This window comes from Neobacillus sp. MER 74 (assembly GCF_023714155.1).
Genome location: NZ_JAMAUV010000003.1, coordinates 368,013 through 389,073 on the forward strand (window position 1 = coordinate 368,013; position 21,061 = coordinate 389,073).

Annotated in this window: 10 protein-coding genes; 1 reads left to right on the plus strand and 9 read right to left on the minus strand. The window is 37.7% G+C overall.

The window, feature by feature from the left end; translation table 11 throughout:
* Positions 1-38: 38 nt before the first annotated feature.
* The 6 genes from M3610_RS08500 to M3610_RS08525 all read right to left on the minus strand — a co-directional run bounded on the left by M3610_RS08500 (position 39) and on the right by M3610_RS08525 (position 11,415).
* Complete coding sequence (locus tag M3610_RS08500; RefSeq protein ID WP_251458268.1) at positions 39-2,399, minus strand: glucosaminidase domain-containing protein; 2,361 nt, start codon at positions 2,397-2,399, stop codon at positions 39-41.
* 314 nt (positions 2,400-2,713) lie between these two features.
* Entirely contained in the window at positions 2,714-5,419 is a 2,706-nt protein-coding gene (locus M3610_RS08505) for a bifunctional glycosyltransferase/CDP-glycerol:glycerophosphate glycerophosphotransferase (RefSeq protein ID WP_251458271.1), read from the minus strand.
* Positions 5,420-5,467: 48 nt separating this feature from the next.
* Positions 5,468-6,670, minus strand: a complete 1,203-nt coding sequence (locus M3610_RS08510; RefSeq protein WP_251458274.1) for a DHHW family protein — start codon at positions 6,668-6,670, stop codon at positions 5,468-5,470.
* 17 nt (positions 6,671-6,687) lie between these two features.
* A complete protein-coding gene (locus tag M3610_RS08515) occupies positions 6,688-8,106 on the minus strand; it encodes an MBOAT family O-acyltransferase (protein WP_251458277.1) in 1,419 nt (472 codons plus the stop codon).
* A gap of 5 nt (positions 8,107-8,111) precedes the next feature.
* Positions 8,112-10,286, minus strand: coding sequence for a bifunctional glycosyltransferase/CDP-glycerol:glycerophosphate glycerophosphotransferase (locus M3610_RS08520; RefSeq protein ID WP_251458280.1), 2,175 nt, complete (start codon positions 10,284-10,286; stop codon positions 8,112-8,114).
* 412 nt (positions 10,287-10,698) lie between these two features.
* On the minus strand, positions 10,699-11,415 hold the full coding sequence (locus M3610_RS08525) for a polysaccharide deacetylase family protein (protein ID WP_251458282.1): 717 nt from the start codon (positions 11,413-11,415) through the stop codon (positions 10,699-10,701).
* Between the two features lie 171 nt (positions 11,416-11,586).
* On the opposite strand from M3610_RS08525, the gene M3610_RS08530 reads away from it, so the two are divergent.
* Complete coding sequence (locus M3610_RS08530; protein WP_251458285.1) at positions 11,587-12,711, plus strand: acyltransferase family protein; 1,125 nt, start codon at positions 11,587-11,589, stop codon at positions 12,709-12,711.
* Here M3610_RS08530 and M3610_RS08535 read toward each other — a convergent pair.
* The 3 genes from M3610_RS08535 to M3610_RS08545 form a co-directional block, all read right to left on the minus strand.
* Positions 12,708-13,661: a C39 family peptidase gene (locus M3610_RS08535; protein WP_251458288.1), complete on the minus strand. Its 954-nt coding sequence runs from the start codon at positions 13,659-13,661 to the stop codon at positions 12,708-12,710. The two genes, M3610_RS08530 and M3610_RS08535, sit on opposite strands and share 4 nt — an antisense overlap.
* Positions 13,662-13,732: 71 nt before the next feature.
* The gene (locus M3610_RS08540) at positions 13,733-15,004 is read right to left on the minus strand and encodes a serine hydrolase (protein WP_251458293.1); all 1,272 of its coding nucleotides are present in this window, start codon (positions 15,002-15,004) and stop codon (positions 13,733-13,735) included.
* Positions 15,005-15,217: 213 nt separating this feature from the next.
* On the minus strand, positions 15,218-21,049 hold the full coding sequence (locus tag M3610_RS08545) for a DUF4350 domain-containing protein (RefSeq protein WP_251458296.1): 5,832 nt from the start codon (positions 21,047-21,049) through the stop codon (positions 15,218-15,220).
* Positions 21,050-21,061 lie beyond the last annotated feature (12 nt).

Sequence of the window (21,061 nt, forward strand, 5' to 3'; positions counted from 1 at the left end):
AAAAAGGGTGAATCCAAAATGGATTCACCCTTTATTCTTTATTGATAAACCGGAACATCGTATAGCAGCGAGAATTGTGTTAACGTACTTAACATCTGCGCCATTCTAGTCGTTTGTTTTGCAGCCCAGCCGATATCTGTTGCATATTGATGGGAGGCATAACCATAGGTATCCATCGCTTCTGGATTCCAGCGCATTTTATAAAGCGTATCTTGTCCTGCATGAATATAATTTTCAGCAGCAAATTTGGCACCGCCAATGATCGCTTTCTCGACAGTTGTCCATCCTTGTTCATAGGCAAACTTGGCACCATAGTAATCAGGGTTGCTATCATAGGCACCTACGCCGTAGACATTATAAACCGTTACGCCATTTACTTTTATCCCAGTGGCAAGCTTACTTGAACCATTACCAGTTTCTAAAAGTGAATGACTGATGAGGTAGATCTCATTGACATGGTAAGTTTGGGCTGCATTTATATAGGAATTCCCCTTACCTGCAAGAACACCTTTTCCATAAAGAATCCGGTTATTCAACTCAGTTGCGTTTGTCCCTGCCGGATGCGACAAGATTAAGAATTGCAAATACGTATCCGAATTAGATCGGAAGTTTAGAGGGTCCAGATAATATTCAACTTGTTCACTTGTAGCGGATAACCACTCTGCGTCTTTATCGGTTACTGGCGAAGCATTCTTTTGCATATTTACCGCTTGATCTAAAGTCAAATCATAGACCGTTCTTCGCTGTTCACCAATATCTGACTTGTTAATATAGCAGATCACAACTTTTCCATTTACAGTAGCATAGGATTTATACCAGTGTTCACTATAGTTATAAAATTTTAGTATCATATTTTTCGGATAATCTCTTAGAATCTTCGAATCTCTTGAAGGCAATGAATAAACATGAGTAGATGATCTTAATGACAGACCTTGTAAAGTAGTATTCGAGAAGTTAGATTGCTCGAGATCATCCTTATGAATATAAATCGTCTGAACAGTCCCATTTACTGTTACATACGACTTTTTCCAATGAGTTGTATACGAATAATATTTTAAAATGGATCCGGGTTTATAGCTTTTCAATACTTTCGCATCCCTAGTTGGAGAAGCGTATAATTTGGTAGGATTTAAAAGCGCAATTCCTTCCTCTTTTTCCGATTGATTAACCAGCTGGTCCACTTCATCCTTTGCAATATAGACAACAGTTGGGACCCCATTATAAGTCACAGTTGACTTATACCATTGTGATGAAAACGTGTAATACAATAACTTTGCACCGGGACGATAGGTTTTTAAAACCTTTGACCCCTTTACTGGAGCAGAGTACATGTTTGTTGGGTTTGATACCGCGATCCCGGATTGTTTCACAGGATTGGTTGTTGGTTTATCAACATCGTCTTTATGAATATAAATCGTACGGATCTGTCCATTCACAGATACGGCCGATTTATACCAATCAGATGTATAGGTATAAAAAGAAAGATAGGAATTTTCTGCAAAGGTTCGTAATACTTGAGCATTTCTTGATGGTGAGGCATATAAATTAGTTGGGTTCTTTGCAGCAAAACCATCTTGTTTAACTGGATTAGCGATAATCTGCTCGACATCATCCTTGTTAATGTAGACGGATTGCAGCACACCATTAACATTCACGCTTGATTTATACCAACCGGATGTATAGGTATAATATTTTAATAGAGAGCCTTCGCTATAAATTCTTACAACTTTTGAACTTCTCATTGGTGAGGTGTATAAATTAGTCGGATCCTTCAACGCAATCCCTTCAGACTTAACCGGTGTTGAGGTGATTAAATCTATCTCACTTTTTTGGATATAACCTAACTGATTGGTGCCTTCAACATTGGCTGTGGTAACATACCAATCAGCTGAAAAATCATACACTTTTACAGAAGTACCTTCCGTAAACGTCTTAATAGGGGCAGAATCTGTAGATGCTTCTCCATACACAACAGTCTCAGGCTGAATGGTTATCCCGGCAAGCTCGACCTCAACAGTCGCCATTTTAGCAGCCTTAGTCATATTGTTTTTTTCGACCGCAGCGTTTGAGTCTAACTGTTCTTTCTCAACTGTAGGTGGTGTTTCTTCAGTAACTGCTTCGTTCTCAACAGCCGCAGGTGATTCCTCAGCTTCTGTTTTCTGTTCAACATCCGCCGTAGATGATTTTTCAGCTTCTGTCTTCTGTTCAACATCCGCCGTATTTTCCTCGGCAGCTTGAACCTTATCATCCGAAGCCGTTGAATCTTGTTCCGTATCGACAGCAGTTATTGCTGCCTCAGTCGCACTCCCCTCTGCAAACGCAGGTAAAGGACTCATTGTTGTTGTGAACAATAAGCCTGCGACAGCGGCATGTCCAACTATTTTTCTAACCTTTTCCATAATACCTCCCTAAAAAGTGATTATTAATTTGTATAGAAGTCAATTACGACCCTCAAGTCCTCTACAAAGTTTGACCTTGAAATGAGAATCAACGTGTTCTCTATAAATCTAGCAATATTTCAAGAACATATTTCAGTAGACGAACTATTTTCTATTGTAACAATATAGTCATAGAATTTTAATCTATTTTTACAAATTACGACAAATTACATATACCAAAATCGACAAATTATGGGACTTTTCTACCAAAAACACAAAAAAAACAAAGAGCTATTCTCTGTTGGAAAATAGCTCTTTTGCACCTTGTTCTAGTTTTATTTTTTCGACTTTTTGGGTTGATTTATTTGGCGAATCGCTTCATAAACCCGTTTACAGTTATCTTGATCCGTAAAGGAATAAAATTGATTCACTCGTTCCTGAAACGCGGCTTCCATTTGACAATTTTGATTCATATATTGAATAATTCTGTCTGCCACTTGCTCACTTTCAGTCAAGACATCACCAAACCCCATCGTTTGATAATCAAAATAACCTTCTGCCAAATGGTTCATTCCAAATTGATAATATATTACCGGCTTCTTTAGATAAGCAAAATCAAAGGCGACCGAGGAAAAATCCGTGACCAGTAAACTGGATTGATTAAAATTATCACGATAACTGCTATTCATGTCCGCCACTTCAATCGAATCATCAATCTGATAATCCTTCAACTGCTGCCTGATATTAGGATGTGGGAAAAAGACAAGCTTATAACCTTTTTCTTTTGCTGCTTTTAATAACTTTTCATTGTTCAGCAAATCATTGAAGGCCTTAAAGTATTCTGATTCCTTAAAAACAGGATTATATTCGCGCGTTCCAGTGATTGGATTTAGTTTTGCTACCAAATCGCTGCGCCATGTCGGCATGATAAGAATCCGCTTCTTATCATCATTTTGCAGCTTATCAAAGCGCGGAAACCCTGATAAAAGGACCTCTTTTTCGGTGTAATCATAATGGCCATTTACAATCGAATCGTATTCCTGATTGGCCGCCGTGATAAACAGACGAATATTCTTCTTATATTTATTTAACCAACTCGAAATATCGTCCTTCGTGATGCCGTGCTGCAGGAAAATAAAATCATACGTAAATAAATCCTTAAGATACTTTTTCATTTTCCCAAATGGATTGACAATAAACTCATCGGCATGAGAGGAAATCAACTTGTCGGCAAGTAATAAATACCGTTTGTGCTGGCGCGATCCATATGGAATAACATTGCCAATTTTTTGAAGTCGTTTAAAATCTTCACTATCTTGATTTATAACAAAGTATTTCTGAATGCCATCCTGCTGCTTTGTCGCATATTCAAACAGAACTTCCGCATTGTCATCGGCTTTATTAACCCGGTCCATAAATAACCAAATACGCTTCTTTTGAAAGAAGTGCTTTTGGAAAAAATGATCTAATCTGATCAATAACGCCTTTCTGGAGCCTGGTTTATTCAATTTATATAAAGTCTTAAGTACGGCAATTTCTTTCCCACGAATTAATTTAAATTCACTTTTTCTAATCAAAAATTGCTTCTTCTTTTTCTGGTAAATAACCATGTAGCCGTTCTTATTAAAATAAGAATAACTATTATCTTTTAAGTGGCTTTGCCCGCTAAATAGCATATCTAACTTTACTTTACTCTCTTTGACGATTACATAAAAAGTAACTTTTAGAGATTTACTCTGTTTTCCTATTTTATCTAAAGGAAAGTTGAATTTAATCCCTAGCGCCTTTTTTATGTTTTTCCCAAAGACATTCGTATCTTTATAAAAACGTTCGACGATTTGTGTTTCAATCATTTCACCATTAACGTCAGCAACAATTTTCGTATCACTATTTTCAAAAAGGGAAGTAAAATGACCTTCAATGAAAAGCTGCTTATTCTCAATATTGATTAACTCTACTGCCAATTGATGCTGGTCCAAAGCATCCATGACCCGATTGCCATGTAATAAGACAGCATTATTAGGTGAATGGAATGGTTGGTAAAAATCAGCATAATTCTGGTCGTACTTAATTCGTAACAAATAATTCTTCCGATACATATTTAAATGCTTCTGTTCCAGAATAATATCCTCATCGATAAAACTTAATAACTCTTTAAGTTTTTTCAGGAAATTTTCTGTTTCCTCTGCTGTCATAAGTACATTTAAATCATTATTATTAAGACGCCACTGCAAATCATACATAATCATATATTGGAAGTATTTCGGAACAAATCCCAAAATCTCCAGTGACATATTAATGAACGTAAATGAAAAGTTCTTTAGACTGTGCAAATAATAATCCTTATCCTGTAAGGCTTGCTGGGTCGCCGAAGTATTAGTACTTCGTTTACGGTAATGATATTTAGCTTTTTTTACAACACCATATTCACACTTTTTTAAAATAATCCGATTTAACCATTCTGCATCTTCCCCATATTTAAGGGTTTCTTTAAATCTTTGCTCGCCAATTGCCGTCCTTCGAACAAACGAACTAGATGCAGACATTTGAATAAAGCGATGGTCCTTTAGTATATTGATGATTCTATTGGATGCGTATTTGTAATTTAGTAGATGCTCACCTTTAGCCTGGTCAAACCAATAGATTGGAATGGAAACAACATCGATATCTTTTCCTTGCTTTTCAAAAAAGTTATAGACTTTTTCTAAAGCATTTAATGATAATTTATCATCTGGATCGAGGAAGTTAACATATTTCCCCTTTGCTGCCTCTAACCCGGCATTACGGGCACTACTTACCCCTTGGTTTTCTTGATCAATAAAGACGATATTATTCGGATACTTTTTTTGAAACTTTTTACATAGTTTCCCGCTTTCATCTATGCTTCCATCGTTAATCAAAATCAATTGAATATGCTTGTCGAAATTTAACGTTTGATTAATGATGCTCTCGACAGCTTCTTTTAAATAGTCTTCAACATTATACACCGCCATAATGATTGAAAAATAAAAATCATTATAGGACCGATTTTCTGGCTCCAAATTTACTACCTCCGAAAGAATAGATTAGAAAAAGGGCAAGCATCATGTTTACTGATTTTCACCCTGCCCTGGATGATTAAAATTTGTTAATGCAGGGGTTACAAATATTGAGTTAATATTATTAAGTAGGATAACTTGGTCAATATTGTTTTTCTCCACATATTTTTCGATGGGCATTTTGTTGTAATGGCGGAGATCTAATACATGCGTCTCTTTATAGTGTGGAACAAGAAATTGAATAAATGCATTTGCATAAGAATCCTTAATCACTAATACCTTTTTTCCATTTGATTTATTAGGATTGGTTATTAGCAGGTGGGCATAATCCCCGCCTAAGTAGGCTTGATAACGATTGGTGTACGGATCTTCCATCGTTAAGAAATCCATATTATATAATCCGTTTTTTGTCCGATTTCCCCATTTCATTGTAAATGGCTGATGTTTTTCTTTTAGCTCTGCTACAAGAATCGCATCTGTCATTTTGGCATTGGCACTTGTTGTTTTCCGCGCATCGGAACCATAAAATGGTTTTCCTGATATTTTCCAATCATAATCGCTGTATTGGTAAACTTGATCATCGATTGGCTCATTTGCATTTATTTCAGACATGACATTTTGATAGGCATAAAAGGCAGCCTTTGCTTGCCAATGGTGGTCTGTATAGAAAAACATATAGTCTTCATTCATATGCTTATTTAGTGCAGCCCTGGAGTCAATCGGATGGGACGCTTTTTCAAGCTCCTTATAAAGTAGGTTCATATTTTTTTGACCATAGCTTGGAAAATAGGCAGGAAATTTATTCTCCATCATGGTTGATTTATTGGGCATTAATGCGGTATACACACTGACGTTCTTTTTTGAAAGATGAGCAGCAAGTTCATTAATTCTGCCTGCTGTTTGTTTCGCATCGGCAGGAGTAACCTCAGCAATTTGTGATAACAAATAACCATCATCCGCCACATAGACATCCTCAATAATATTTTGGCGGAAGAAATTCTTATTAATTAAGGCATTTGTTTCAATAAATGAATCACGCATTGGAAATTGATCATTATAATATTGCTCAAACCGCTTGGAGTACTCCCCAGTAAGTAAATTATCCTTATTTAAATCGGGCCTTTGCGCCAGCTTTCGATTTTCTAGTAACGACATGGACTTCGATGGGGTCACAAATGTAAAGATAAAGAAACCGAAGATCGTTAATAGAAAAATAGCTATAACGGCAATGCCTTGTACATTAGCTTTTTTCATAATTCCCTCCATACTCATTAAAACCGGAAATAAATAAATGGATTGAAGGTGGACGATACCACGCTAACAAGCGTTAAAAAGAAAATAACAGCATAACTTGCTGTAACCACAAAATCTCTGCCGCTTGCGATGCCCGTTGTCCCCGGTTTAATAACTTTGTCTTTGAGAACTTGGAATACAGGTGTAGCAGCAATGATAGCAATCAATAGAACGATTCCATATTGGGAAAGGTAAAAGCTTGCCTGCTGGTCCCAAATCGGGTTGCCATTCGCAAAAAACATCACTTTCAAATAATTAAACCCATACGTGAATGTCTCTGCTCGAAAGAATACCCAGCCAATCAGCACAGCAATAAGGGCGTAAAGATGCTGGAATACCCTCGGAATACGTTTGATCCATTTCAGTAAAAATGCTTTTTCTAACATGATTAACACTCCGTAATAAACTCCCCACGCGATGAACGTCCAGGCGGCACCATGCCAAATCCCAGTTGCAAGCCAGACAATGAACAAATTTCGGTAGGTTTTATATGTTCCACCACGGTTTCCGCCTAAAGGAATATATAAATAATCCTTGAACCAGGTACTTAAGGAGATATGCCATCTTCTCCAGAATTCCGTTGCAGAACGCGAAATATACGGATAATTAAAGTTCTCAAGAAAATCAAAGCCAAACATTCTTCCTAAACCGATGGCCATATCGGAGTATCCCGAAAAGTCAAAGTAGATTTGTAATGAATAAGCTATGATTCCAATCCATGCCATGCCCACGGACATTTCACCTGCAGGCATGGAAAAAACTTGGTCAGCGACCCAGCCGCAATTATTGGCTAGAATCATTTTCTTGGCAAGGCCAATGATAAATCGTTTCGTCCCATACGCAAATTTCGATATCGATTCTTTCCGTTCATCGATTTGGTGTGCCACTGTGACATAGCGGACAATCGGTCCAGCAATCAGCTGCGGAAACAACGCTTTATACATCGCCATATTGATTAGGTTTTTTTGTGCTTTCGCATCTTTTCTGTACACATCAATTACATAGCTTAGTCCTTGAAAGGTAAAAAAGGAGATCCCTAACGGAAACGGAATATTTCCCAATTCAATCGTGGTTCCAAACAGTTCATTAATGTTATCGACAATAAAATTTGCGTATTTGAAAACAATCAAAATGGACAAATTCGCAAAAATAGTTACCCCCATTATCCACTTAATCAAGACATGTTTTTCCCTATTTTGATCAACTAATAGTGCAAAAACATAATTGAGAACAATAGAAAGAAACAAAAATAAAACAAACTTTGGTTCGCCCCATGCGTAAAAAAACAAACTAGCCAAAAGTAAAACGGTGTTCCTTAACTTTCGGGGGGCTAAAAAATATAAAGTTAGTGTAAGAGGCAAAAATAAAAATAAAAATACGGTTGAACTAAATAGCACGATTTTTATCCTCCGTGATTCTCTGATTGTTTTTGAAAGCTTGGGTCCTCACCCAGCAATACTTTTTTAACGACCTTCTCCGTGGATTTTCCATCATGCCAGCTGCAGAACCGTTCATAGAATGCAGCGTATCTATCTGAGTACTGCTCACTTATCACATCAATGTTTGCAATCGCATCTATGACGGCATCACTTGTCCGCAGTAATGGTCCTGGGCCTTCATTTTCAAAATCCAGATAGAACCCTCTTAATTGGTCCCGATACTTATCCAGGTCATACGTAAAGAATAAAATAGGGCGCTTAAGATTGGCGTAATCAAAAAATACTGAAGAATAATCAGTGATAAGAATATCCGAAATCAGGTATAATTCAGCAATATCATCATACTTTGAAAGATTGAACGCAAAGCCATCCAAACCTTCCACATTAATATCATCCGCAATAAAATAGTGCATCCTTAGTGCGACTACATAGTCACCTCCAAGAGTTTCCTTCATTTTATGTAAATCCAACTGCAGTTGAAATTTATATTTTCCTGGCTCATAGAAGTCATCATCCCGCCAGGTTGGTGCATATAATACCACCTTTTTATGGTCAGGAATCCCTATGGTTTTCTTGACACGAGCCACAATTTCTTCTTTTTGCGGTGAATAAAGAATGTCATTGCGGGGGTAGCCAAACTCCAGCATTTCGTTATCAAACTTAAAGGCACTTCGAAAAATTTCAGAAGAATAGCGGTTTGGTGATAATAAATAATCCCACGCCCGTGACTGCATATAGAAATCCCGCTTATATCTTGGATTGGCCGAATAGACGTCCTTCATATCAAATACCAATTTTTTTAGCGGAGTCCCATGCCACGTTTCTAAAAAAACATTTCCCTCTCGTTTGACAAGATGGAGCGGTTGCCGCATATTATTGATCCAGTATTTCGATACCGCAAAATAATAATAGTAGGCAAGACTGAATCGTTTTACGATTTTCGCATTTCCAGGAATTTGACGATTTTTATCATTGAAAACCCAGATACACTGATACTCAAGATTGTTTTCAATAATATATTCGTAAATATTTCGAGGACTATCCGAGTAGTTTTTTCCTAAGAAGCTCTCAAAAATAATGTAATTCTCCTTCATCGGAAATCTCAAGAAAAACTTATTGTAGATGTACCTTTTAAGCCTAGTAAACCCTTTTATCGCATTCTTAAAATCCCTTGCTTCTACATGAAGTTTATATCCTTTAATGAATTTGTCTTTATTTCCAGCCCGTAACTGATTGACTTCCCTTTTAATATGACTAGGCTGCGAAGCAATACTAGCTGGGTTGAGAATACTCATTGCTGAAGACAATAAGTCAAAGAACTCATCCATGTGTTTTTGGTCGTTAAAAATATTTATAACCTGTCGTCGATAGAACCTGAGAAGCAGCCCGTCCAAATATTCCTTCACTGATTGAGACGTTCCATACTGTTGATTCATTTCCATATAGACTTTGATAAAATCACGAGTTCTCTCTTGGATTGAACGTTGGACCAGACTTGGATTGGAAATGGGGTCATTACGAACCCGTTGAAAATATGTATGGATATTCAAGCTGGGTAAACTCTTTACGTATAAGAGAAACGGGATGATCCCCGATATATCTGTGGCTCCTTCCGTGCCCTCATAAAAGCGAACCTTATGTTCCTTGATGAAACTGCTCCGAATCAATACATTTAAAATACTTCCGCTATGGAATATTTTTTGAGTTGGTTTAGAGGTCACGATGACTTCTGGAGGCTGTGGAACCTCTAAATCATTAGGTCTTAATAATCGTTTAGTTTTCCCTGCAATCGCGGGTGCATCTTCAATAGATGATAGAAGAATTTCAATCGCTTTTTCTGCTAGGATGTCCTCACTATCTAGAAAAAGCACAAACTCTCCAGTTGCGGAACTCAAGCCTTTATTCCGTGAGTAGGCTACTCCCTTTTTTGATTCATTTTTTATATAGACCATTCTTTTGTCGTGTTGCAACGTTTCAATGTATCCAGAATTTTCTGCATCCGAACCATCATTTATGATGATAATCTCCAGATTCGTATAGGTTTGTGATAATACGGAATTTAAACAATCTCCGATGAATTCCATGGAGTTATAATATGGGATGATGATTGATACCGTCGCTTTTTGTTTAATATTCATGCTTTTTCTGTCACACTCCCTGAAATTTCGACAATATTCCTATTAGATTTTAACAATTAATCATTGTTATGTATAGATTTTGTTAATTTATACAATTTTATAGGTTTATTAGACGATTTGTGTTAATGAAAATCAAATAAAATGACTGGGGACATAATTGATAGACAAGAATACATCAAAAGGGGAAGGATTGAACAGATGAAAAAGTAGTATTTTATTAGCTTTTTTCTAGCTGTTATTATTTATACAAAGTATCGGGGAATCCCTTGAATTTTCAGATCTAAATATGCCTATAATTTAACCACAACAAAAAGAGCTGCCTCTCTTGCAGCCCTTTTTGTGTTTTATTATTGTAAGTAAATCTTAATAGTATCGTGGTCAAACACCATTTAATCTTTAGTCAATGGTCTGATTAAAATCGCTTATCATTCCAAAAATTCTTCACAATATGTTTTTGCGGGTTATAGACCTCTAGTGTATAACCTTTTTTGCGCAGGTAATCAATAATAATCGGAAGCTGCTGTGCTGTTCCTTTTGAATCATGGAATAGAATCACGATTGGTCCTTTTTTACCTTTAAGTCCGGATTTCACTCTTGATGTAATCGTCTTCGGACTGGTCCGATTATATTTCCAATCAAGTGTATCAATGTCCCAATCCCACATTTTAAAGCCCTTTTTCGCTAATGCATCCCTTAAGGGTTTCTTCATATAGGGTTTGCTTCCATACGGCGCGCGGATTAACATACTATTAAACTTCGAAACTCTTAACAAAGTTTGCCGTGTCTTCTCCATTTCGACTGCAACGTTCTTTGAACTTCCTCGATATAATTTTTTAACACTGTGGGAAACACTGTGTAATGCTGGATAATTGCCTTCTTTAATCATTCTCTTAACCGTTTTAGGATTTCGTTTGATATTTCCTTCGATCATAAAAAAGGTTGCATGTGCTTGTTTCTTTTTCAAAATATCAAGTATTTTAGGCGTGTATTGATTCGGGCCATCATCAAAGGTCAAATAAACAACCTTACTAGCTGTTTTCTCGCTCGCATACGTTTTATTTGTTGAAAAAAAACAGGTACTTAGCAGAAGCAGCATCGCAAAAATAACTGTGGTTGTTTTTTTTAACATATCTTTTTCCCCCTCTAAAATAAAAAACTCTAAATCTTCTATTCTAAGATATGCAATTGACGCTTTTCCTCAATTCTCGTACAAAAGATAAATCCTCAATGATGAATAATCCTGCATGATTCCAAACAACCTATGGATAAAACGGGATTTTTTTCCTGAGGTGAATGATATATGGAAGATAAACCATTTATTTTTTCTAGAAATATGACCGCGATTTCCAAGGGACTTGCCATCGTCTTAATGGTTTATCACCATTTATTTGCTTTTCCCAACCGTATTGAGGCTGTCCATTACAAGCCGATTATGATGGTTGATAACTTACCTTTAGACCAGCTCATTGGTCAGTTTGGTAAACTATGTGTAGCTATTTTCCTGTTCCTCAGCGGATTGGGTCTTTATAAAAGCTTCGAATCAAAACACAAGTTTACCTTCCGCCAGGGGCTGATAAGGGTATTTAACTTTTTTACTATTTACTGGCTTGTCTTTTTTATTTTTATTCCGATTGGACTCAAATATTTTGATGACACGGTAAGGTATGCGTGGAACCCTAAACTGTTTATTTATAATTTATTTGCTCTGATTCATACCTATAATGGCGAGTGGTGGTTCATCTCTGTTTACATTGAATTGGTACTGCTTTTCCCATTGATTATAAAATTGATTGAAAAATGGCCTACTTTGACAAGCTACCTCTCATTTATTTTTTTGTTTCTTTCTGCTTTCTTTTTACACATTGACGAATTTTTTTCTAACCTGGAACTAGTTCAGATTGGAATCAATCATTTAGGGACGTTATTTCAGTGGCAAATCATGTTCATTACTGGGATCTACTTTTCCAAATATTCTTTATTTGAAAAAATGGATGCATTTTTCTCTAAAATACACCTAAATAATAAGATTGTGTTTTTGCTGCTTCTTGTTCTCTACTTTTATTTTAGACAGTACTCTTTCAAATTTATTATTGGAACAAGAGGGCCTGAAATAGAAGGAATCTATAACTACTCAGATTTTATTCTTGCCCCTATGGTGATTTTCTCGTTTGTGAAACTAGTTCAAAATATCACCATACTGGAGAGGTTATTTCTTCTATTAGGAAAACACTCAACGATTATTTGGCTGACACATACCTTTTTTATCTATTACTTTTTTCAAGAAATCAGCTTTGCTCCATACTATTCGACCCTAATCGTGATTTGGGTGTTTATCCTAACCATCATGGTTTCGATCGGAATTAACTTCCTAATCGATCTGGTTCATATTCCTTTTTTCAGAAAAACAAGGATGGGAACGTCTTAAAAATAACTAATCGCTTGGCTTCCAAATTGTTTCCATCCCTCAACAAATGTTTTGATCGGGCGCTTTTTATTCTTCGTTCCATCCAACGGATCATTGAAATAAACATATTTAGAATCGTAGCCAGTGATCACAACTGAATGTTCCTTATAGGTAATCCGAACCGTTCCATGTGAAGTGTACCATGTCTGCCAATAAGAATTAGGAACACGGCTGAACCAGCTCGTATTAATAATCCAGACCGGATGGCCGGCACTTACGTAACTTAAAATCGTTTCGAACGGCTTTCCAGTTAAATTTTTAATCCGATTCGGTTTATATCGTTCTGCTAAAGCTTCAATCGGTTTATTAAAAACACCTAACCCTGGTTTATTGAAGGTATACATATTGCCGACAAACCCATAATTAGGATGGCCGAAATAGATTTTGCCGTTTTTCCGTTGCATGACAGCTGGGTTCTTTTTCACTTGTTTGGCCAGTGTCATTTTATTTGCCTTTGTACCTGAATAATTCAACATCATCGCTAAACTCGTCACTTCACACCCACGCGGCAGCTCAGGCATTTGGCGAATGACGGACACATTCAATTTCTGCTTTTTTAGCTTGGGCTTTGACTTAACAATCACTTTTCTTGCTAAACTTTTATTTTTTGCTTGATCGACAGCATAAACCTCGATGACCGTTTGTTTTTTTTGCTGCGGAATCGGAAAAGAATAATTTCCGTTTTTGTCTGCAGCCTTCTTTAAATAATACTTTGAGTTTCTATTTACATAAACGATGGCATTTGCCTCAGCCTTACCTGAGATCGTAAAGGACTTATTGGTCAGATTATTTACCGTAGGCATTTTCGGCGGCGTTTTATCAATCACACTAGTGGCTGCCTCTGCCTTACCTGTGTTTGCTGCCAATAGCAGTAAACTCAGCAATGGTACCATCCATTTTATTCTCTTCATCTCTCGTCAACCCCTCCATAGAATGATGTAAAAAAGCTAGGGGTGAATTCTCCCTAGCTAAGACGGAAAATTTACATGCTTATACTAAGATCAGTAATATATTTACTAGCGACATAGCCAACTCTTCCACCTAAATCAACAACATAGTAATCTTTGTCTATTTTGAAAAAATAGTAATCTTGGTCTTTATTAATATAGGCAATGACTCTACCTGAAATAGTTTTGTCGACCACTGGGGTTTTCTCCTTCATTTTAATGATGCCGATTTGGGGAAGGGTTGCAGCCCAGCCGCTTACGGTCGTTTTCTTTAGGGCAACCACTGATTTCTTTTCAATATATCCGGTTCCTTTTCCAAATTTGACTCCAAACCAAGTACCCTTGGTTGAGATAATTTTCAGAGTTTGGTACTTTTTCAATGTTCCAATCGCAGCTGTTTTGCTGTTATTTTGATAGATGGTTACATCTGCTTTACTCTTAAAATATGGTGCTGACGCCTTCGCTTTATGATATTTATTAACTATAGCCGCAACCCCGGCAATGACCTTTTGAGACTTCTCATAGGAAATACCTCTTGTCATGATTGCTAAGACGTAAGGGTTTTTGTCATACACAATCGCTGCATCGTTATAGATTCGGTCCATTGGAATCATCCCAACCTTGTGGGCCACGGGGGTCCCCTTAATTCCGCGTGGAATGGTCGTATTATAAACGGTTTTTTTCAAATAGCCGACTAGTTCTTTGCCTAACGGGCTTCTATTCGAGAATTGATAGAGCCTTTTCGCATAGATTGTTAAATCTTTTGCAGAAGTTAAATTTCTCCCATTCGGATAGGCATACTTGCCGCCAACGCTTTTCATATATTTAATAAAATTTTGTTGTCCGACTCGTTCCTTTAACATGATAAAGGCAATATTATCACTATAAATCATCGCTTTTTTAACCAAATCACGAATGGTGTAGTACGTCCCAACTTTATCCTTTTGAATGACGCCGCTGCCGCCATAATAATGATAACTCTTGTATTTCAGCTTCTGATTCAAATTGATCTTGCCTTTAGCTGCTTGCTCCATAATATAGAGGGCTAGCGGCAATTTAATCGTGCTTGCCGCACTGGTAGAGGTTTTCCCTTTTATTTGAAAGCTCTCACCTGTTACTAAATCCTGGTACTGCAGCATAACTACACCGCCAGATTTTTTTATGTACTTGTTTAGTTCAACAGATACCTTTTTAGTAAAATCCTGATGCGCTGTTAATTCTGCAGCATTTGCCTGTTGGCTAGGGATAATCATGGAAAATACTAAAAAAGCACTAATTATTCCTAGTAAAAAACGTCCTGCCTTCAACCCTTTCCCCATCCTTCTTACATTTTATCTTTCTTAAATTTTAACAAAATTCACAATTTATGAATATAGGATTCTACTATAAAAAGGAAATAGATAGTGGAAAAGGATATCCAATGTGGATACCCACAAAAAAAAGACTATCGGCAAACCCCAATTTTTAGGATTTGTCGACAGTCTGAGGCGGAAAGAGGATGTCCTATTCATTCCACTTTTTTAATTTTTTACTTTACCTTTACCTGCTTCTACATCAAAGGTTAATTCCGTTCGCGCTTCATAATAATATGAAGATAATCCAGAATTATATTTGTCTTTTGCTTCTACAAAAATAGTATAGGTACCTGGATTTTTTGCTGTCCATTTCAAAGTATTGCTGACACCGTAATCTTGTAATACGATTACTGCTCCCTTTTTATCAAGAATATAGAAGCGATATTCAGGGCCCCTGCTTCCTTGTGAAGTAGCTGTAAACTGAATTGGATCTTTAAATACCTGTGTTCCAGGCTTGTCTGTTGCGACACTCACAGTTGTAACTTTTTCGTCTTGGACTGTTTTTTCAGTCTCTAAACTTACATTGCCCGCTTTGTCAGCAGCTGTTACAACAATTTTCACGCCTGCTGCTTGTTTAGCTATGGTCATTGTAAATTGACCTTCAGCATTAACTGTTGCTGTACCTATTTCTTGACCTTCTACTTTTGCGACAACTTTAGAGCCCGTTTCTGCTGTTCCACTGATTACTTCATCAGCATCAGTCACAGCATTTACAAACGGCTTTTCTGGAGCAGTAGTATCTGCCGTTCCTATTAGTTCTCTTGTATCTCTTACACGGATACGTGTACCCTGTGCAAAAGCACCAGATAAACCAACTGCCTCTAGGGTGTCACCCGTTTTAAGAACTGGTACCTGAACATTGCTTTGGTTCACAATGTATCCATCCGTGAACACTAACACATCACCAGAACCATCATTGATGACATAAGAATTTTCATCAAACTTGGATACGACTTGACCTTTAACTTTCACTAGGAATCCTTGGTTGGCAGCAGATGTTGCTTCCCCAGTCGGTACTAGTTTCGGTTGGACAGGATCACCTGATCCAAGTTTAATAACATCTTTTGCAAAGCTAGTAAACTCTAACTCAATATTATTATCAAATCTCTTAATGTGACCATAAACACGTACTTTATCGCCTGGTTTTAATGAACCATCTGGAACTTCAAGGTATGCCATGATACCGCCAGTCTCATCTTGTAAGTTGAACGCATCAAAGAAGACGCCTGCACCAGTGGTAACCGTTCCTTCAACCACTACATCTGTATCATCAGCCAGTTTACGCACATCTGCAATATTTTGCACTTGCATTTCACGATGTGCCAACCAATTGACTGAGTTAAAAATTAATTCGTCATTGCCCTTTGGTTCATAAGATTCATCCATCTGTTTATCATTAAAGATGTTCATCCCTGAAACAATGATTCTTCCATTTTCGCCAATTTCTTCAGAAGCGATTAATGGAATGGCTGATCCGCCTGATGCATCAGAAACGGCATCATAGGTGTATCCGCCTTTAATATTTCCTTGGTACGTTGTTTCATTTCCTTTGGCAAGGATCGTTACCTTACTTGTTTCAGTTAATGCCTGATTATCAGCGCCAGATAGGCTTGTTCCGCTATAGTAATCGACAAACGATACGCGGTCAGTTATATGGTTGGCTACTAATCCTGGATGTACTCTGACTGCATATGGGCTGACAGCTGGGTCGCTCCAGAAGTTCCCACTCTTACTATCATCAAATACGCCATCATTCCCCATACGGATGGCAGAACCAAGGTCACTTAATAATCCGTTATTAACGGTTGGATCTGTGGAACCATTATTGCTTTTACCAGCCATTAATAAAGACCCACCATTTTTCACAAACTTTGTTACGGCTGCTCTTTCATCAGTTGTAAGAGCTGTTCTTGCATGTGTTAACACTAATACTTTTGCACTGCTTAACACTTCATCTGTTAAAGCTGCTTTATTTTCAGCAACCGTGTATCCTTCTTTTTGAAGCATAAGTGTAAAGGCTTTTAAGTTATCCTTATACGTTCCACTGTCACCACTTGTATTTTCGTTAGAATGGTTCGCATCAATTAATACTTTAATGCCAAGCGGCTCTTTGATTTTTACAGGTAATGTGTATTGAACATCACCAAGATCAAGTCCGTCTAAGGATGTAACCACCGCAATGATTTTATGGTCCCCTTTAATCGGGCTATCCCATGTGGCTGTTGCTGTGGCGGAAGCTTTAGATAAAATGGAAGAGATATTATTTGTACCAATAAAATTCTCAGTCTTTACTTCATCATAATAGAAATCTACTTTTAGATTTTTAACGACTTCTGTACCATTGTTTGCAACTGCTGCCTTTAATGTAGAAGGGTTGCCGCCAACGATAACTCCGCCATCAATATCAATTCCATTTACTTTTACATCTACTGATTCTTCTTTTGACCAGATTGGAGAAGAATAAATACGTTCGCCATCCATTTGAGTAACTTTCACGACAAACCATTGCTGGCCGCCTGTTACCGTATATTCTGGTTTCCAAGCAAACTCATTTTTCATTGGTGTAATTGAATCGACTACTTTGCTGCCATTTGAGATTAATTCAACTTTTGCAATTCTATCATCTGATTTATATGATGCTGGAAGATAATCATAGTCTGTGCTATTTTTCGCTTCCGCTACTAAGTCGCTTCCCTTAATATCAAATGTTAGGTTCTTACTATCAACCGTTGAACCCATATAGTAGCCATTAGCTGATACATCTAATGTGAAGTTTGGATCTTCTTCCATGTAGACGCGCATATTACGCATCGAGTTCATTAAAGAATCCTGAGAAAGATCGTCTGCTACGATTACGGTACGAGCATTGATTTGCCCCCATGTTCCTTCGTGATTATCTTCACCATACGTAGGAGCAAGGTGCCAGCCTAAATCTAATGTAGAGAAGTATTTTGCTTCGGCATTGGCGTAGCCATAGTGACCAGAACCATTACCGACTTCAAGCATGGTAAATAATTTATCAACATCGCTATTGTAAGGCTTAAAGTTGTTAAAAGCATTGGCTGACATATCAGGATGGTTAAATTGACCAACGATATTGTCGTATGTTAATACCCATGCATAATACTGATTTAAGTCTTGGTATTGCTTCCCGTTAATGTTACGGTCGATAAAATTATCTGTACCAAAGATATTGGAGTGGCCCCATGTAGTTGAAGTCATTTCAAATGCAGGGAATACAACATATTCACCGTTCTTTGTATATTCTTTCGCTAGGTCTTTCGTTGTTTGCCACTGTGTTCCACCTGAACGTTCCTGCATTACAGTTTTACCATCTTTTGCAGTACGGTTGACTGTATCAGTTCCTAATTTTTCAGGATCAATATCATGTGAGTGGTCAGAGAAAGCAAACCAATCGTAATTATATTTTTGACCAGCTTTTAAGGCATCTTCTGGCGTTCCCGCACCATCATGTGAAATGTTGGTGTGATTGTGTGTGGTACCACGGTAGTGGTTTCCGCCATCAAAACGTGGAACGATTTCAAACGTCCATTCCGTTGTATTCTCGTTGCCTTTTGTATCTGTTGCAGACACCTTTACCGTATGGACCCCAATTGTAAGATCCTCTGTTGGTGTGTATTTAACCTGCGTTTTAGTAATTGTAGCTTCTGGAGCCTTCAGTTCTTTGTCATCAAGCCACATTTGAACAGATGACTCATCAACTCCGCTTGGATCATTAATTAGAGCTGTAATTTCAGGACGTGGAGTTTCCACTTTTGCATCTTTTTGCGGTGTCTCTCCGCTGAAGGCAGGACCCGTTGTATCTTCAATCACCGCTACCGAATTTGGTGCTGCACCTGTTCCAACTGATTGTACCTTCGTGCCTGCTATAGCTTCGATATAGTAATCAAAACCGTTTGGTGGAACGTTTGCTGCTTCCAATGTTGCTGTATAACGACCTGTGTCGTCATTGCCCATTGTCAATGGAATATACTCAGTTGTTTCTCCTTTAGCACGATAGTAAACAGTTACACTTTCTGCACCATCGGCATTGGCTACAAATTCAACATTTGTATCTTTGTATACTTCTGTTAATGGTGTGTGTGTAATTCCTAAGATAGAAGCTATATCTTTTACGTCACGAGGGAATACTTGGTATCCATTAACGTGTGTAGCATTTGAAGTGTATTGACCGACAATTCCTGTGATGGAGTAGCTTTTACCAATCACAAGATCGGTATCTGGATTGATGCCAGTCTTCTCCATAACTCTTAGAATAGTAGTTTTATTGTTTTCATCAACAATTGTTACGTTATAATTTGGTGCAGTTACTTCTACTGCAGAAATTTTTCCTGTTACTTTTACAAGGCTTCCTTCAAGAGGTTCAGCTGATGCAAATGTAGTTACTTCTGGAATGGTTACTTCCTTAACCGTTGGAAGTGCTAGGCCTTCATCCAATTTCTGAATAGCAGTAGGCTCAAACTCAGTCATTCCCTTATAAACGATGACTTTACCTGTAACTCGTAACTTGTCACCGCGTTGTACAGTTAGACCTGAATCAAGGCTTCCAAAAACATTGATTCCGCCTGTTGCATCTTGGATATAGAAGTTGTTCTTCTGTGTACCTAAAATACCATTTTGAATGGTTACAATACCTTCAACTGTGAAGAACCCGTTTAGGTTTGTTAGAATCCCTTTCGAGTCAGTTGCTTTCACTTCGTTAAGTGGTGTGATGGTATTCAACACAGCCTTTTCAATCGCTACAGGAGCACTTGGAAGCATGATCCCCTTAGCTGAAGCGGTTTGTTGTGTTACATACACTTTATCAGGAGCATTGCTGTTAATTTTAATGTTAAAATCTCCAGTTGTTCCTGCTGTTGCCGTTGCAAGTGCTTCAGTTGCACTTTCTGTGGCATATACATTTATAATGGAATCTTTAGCAGCTGCGCCTGCATTACCAATTAATGTACCTGTACCACCTGATACCATGTAGTTTAATTTATCAACAGTAACATTTGCTGATGCTTTGGCTGCATCAATTTGAATAGCCGCACTTTCGTCCATATCTCCTTGTTTAGCAGACACATAAACAGTTGGAAGTGCTTTAGATGCTGTGAAGCTGATTTCAAAGGAACCGTCAGCAGCTGCCTTTGCTGTGCCAAATGCTGTTCCTTTAGCTGCTGTTTCATAGATACTCACGGTTGAGTTAGGTTCAGCTGAACCAGCACCACCCTTTAAGGTAGCTGAATTATCTTGTTGTTGTAAAAATTGAATTGTATTTCCTTTTGGCTGCAAGCTGATTACTGGAACCATCGGGGCTTCAGTTGGGCTCTGTGAGTTCCTAGGATTAGGAGTAATAGTAACAAAATCTGCTGCATTATCATTAGTATCCCACGCATTACCTAGATTGGCTGCTGGTGCAGTATTCGCATAAGGAATACGTACTGCACTAAGGGTTGCTGATGGGGTTTTTGTAGGACCTGTTGTCCCTTCATAACCAACGGTTCCTGAGCCATAACCAACAAAATCGACTACATTATTAGGATATTGCCCAGTAACTGTTGTAGTATTATCGACTAGTACAACTTTTCCTGACCCTGCTCCCATTGTAAAAGGACCTGTAGTATCAGGTGTTGGTAAAGGTTTGTCCTTAACAGTAGTTCCTGCCGCTTCTTGAATTAAGTAATATCCATGAGATTTAATGGTTCCAGTTAAAGTGTTAACGGCCCAAGAAGTTCCAGTACCACTTGCCCACTGGACAGACCAACCATCTAATGCAATATCACTATCCGTTGGATTATATAATTCAATAAAGTCATTTGTGTATACAGCACTACCATTACCTCCCCCTCCATAAACTTGAGAGATAACAATGTGATCAGCCTGTTCTGCATGTGCTCTAGTAATTAGACCACTCGGCAAAAAGGTACTGACCAAAAGAAGTGCTGCCGTGACCGTGCTTGTCCAGCGCTTAAACTTCCTATGACTTGCTTTCATCCATCTACCACC

Excerpts from the sequence above, each read along its gene's own strand:
- M3610_RS08500 (WP_251458268.1), bottom strand. The coding sequence starts at position 2,399 with ATGGAAAAGGTTAGAAAAATAGTTGGACATGCCGCTGTCGCAGGCTTA.
- M3610_RS08510 (WP_251458274.1), bottom strand. The coding sequence starts at position 6,670 with ATGAAAAAAGCTAATGTACAAGGCATTGCCGTTATAGCTATTTTTCTA.
- M3610_RS08520 (WP_251458280.1), bottom strand. The coding sequence starts at position 10,286 with ATGAATATTAAACAAAAAGCGACGGTATCAATCATCATCCCATATTAT.
- M3610_RS08525 (WP_251458282.1), bottom strand. The coding sequence starts at position 11,415 with ATGTTAAAAAAAACAACCACAGTTATTTTTGCGATGCTGCTTCTGCTA.
- M3610_RS08530 (WP_251458285.1), top strand. The coding sequence starts at position 11,587 with ATGGAAGATAAACCATTTATTTTTTCTAGAAATATGACCGCGATTTCC.
- M3610_RS08535 (WP_251458288.1), bottom strand. The coding sequence starts at position 13,661 with ATGAAGAGAATAAAATGGATGGTACCATTGCTGAGTTTACTGCTATTG.
- M3610_RS08545 (WP_251458296.1), bottom strand. The coding sequence starts at position 21,049 with ATGAAAGCAAGTCATAGGAAGTTTAAGCGCTGGACAAGCACGGTCACG.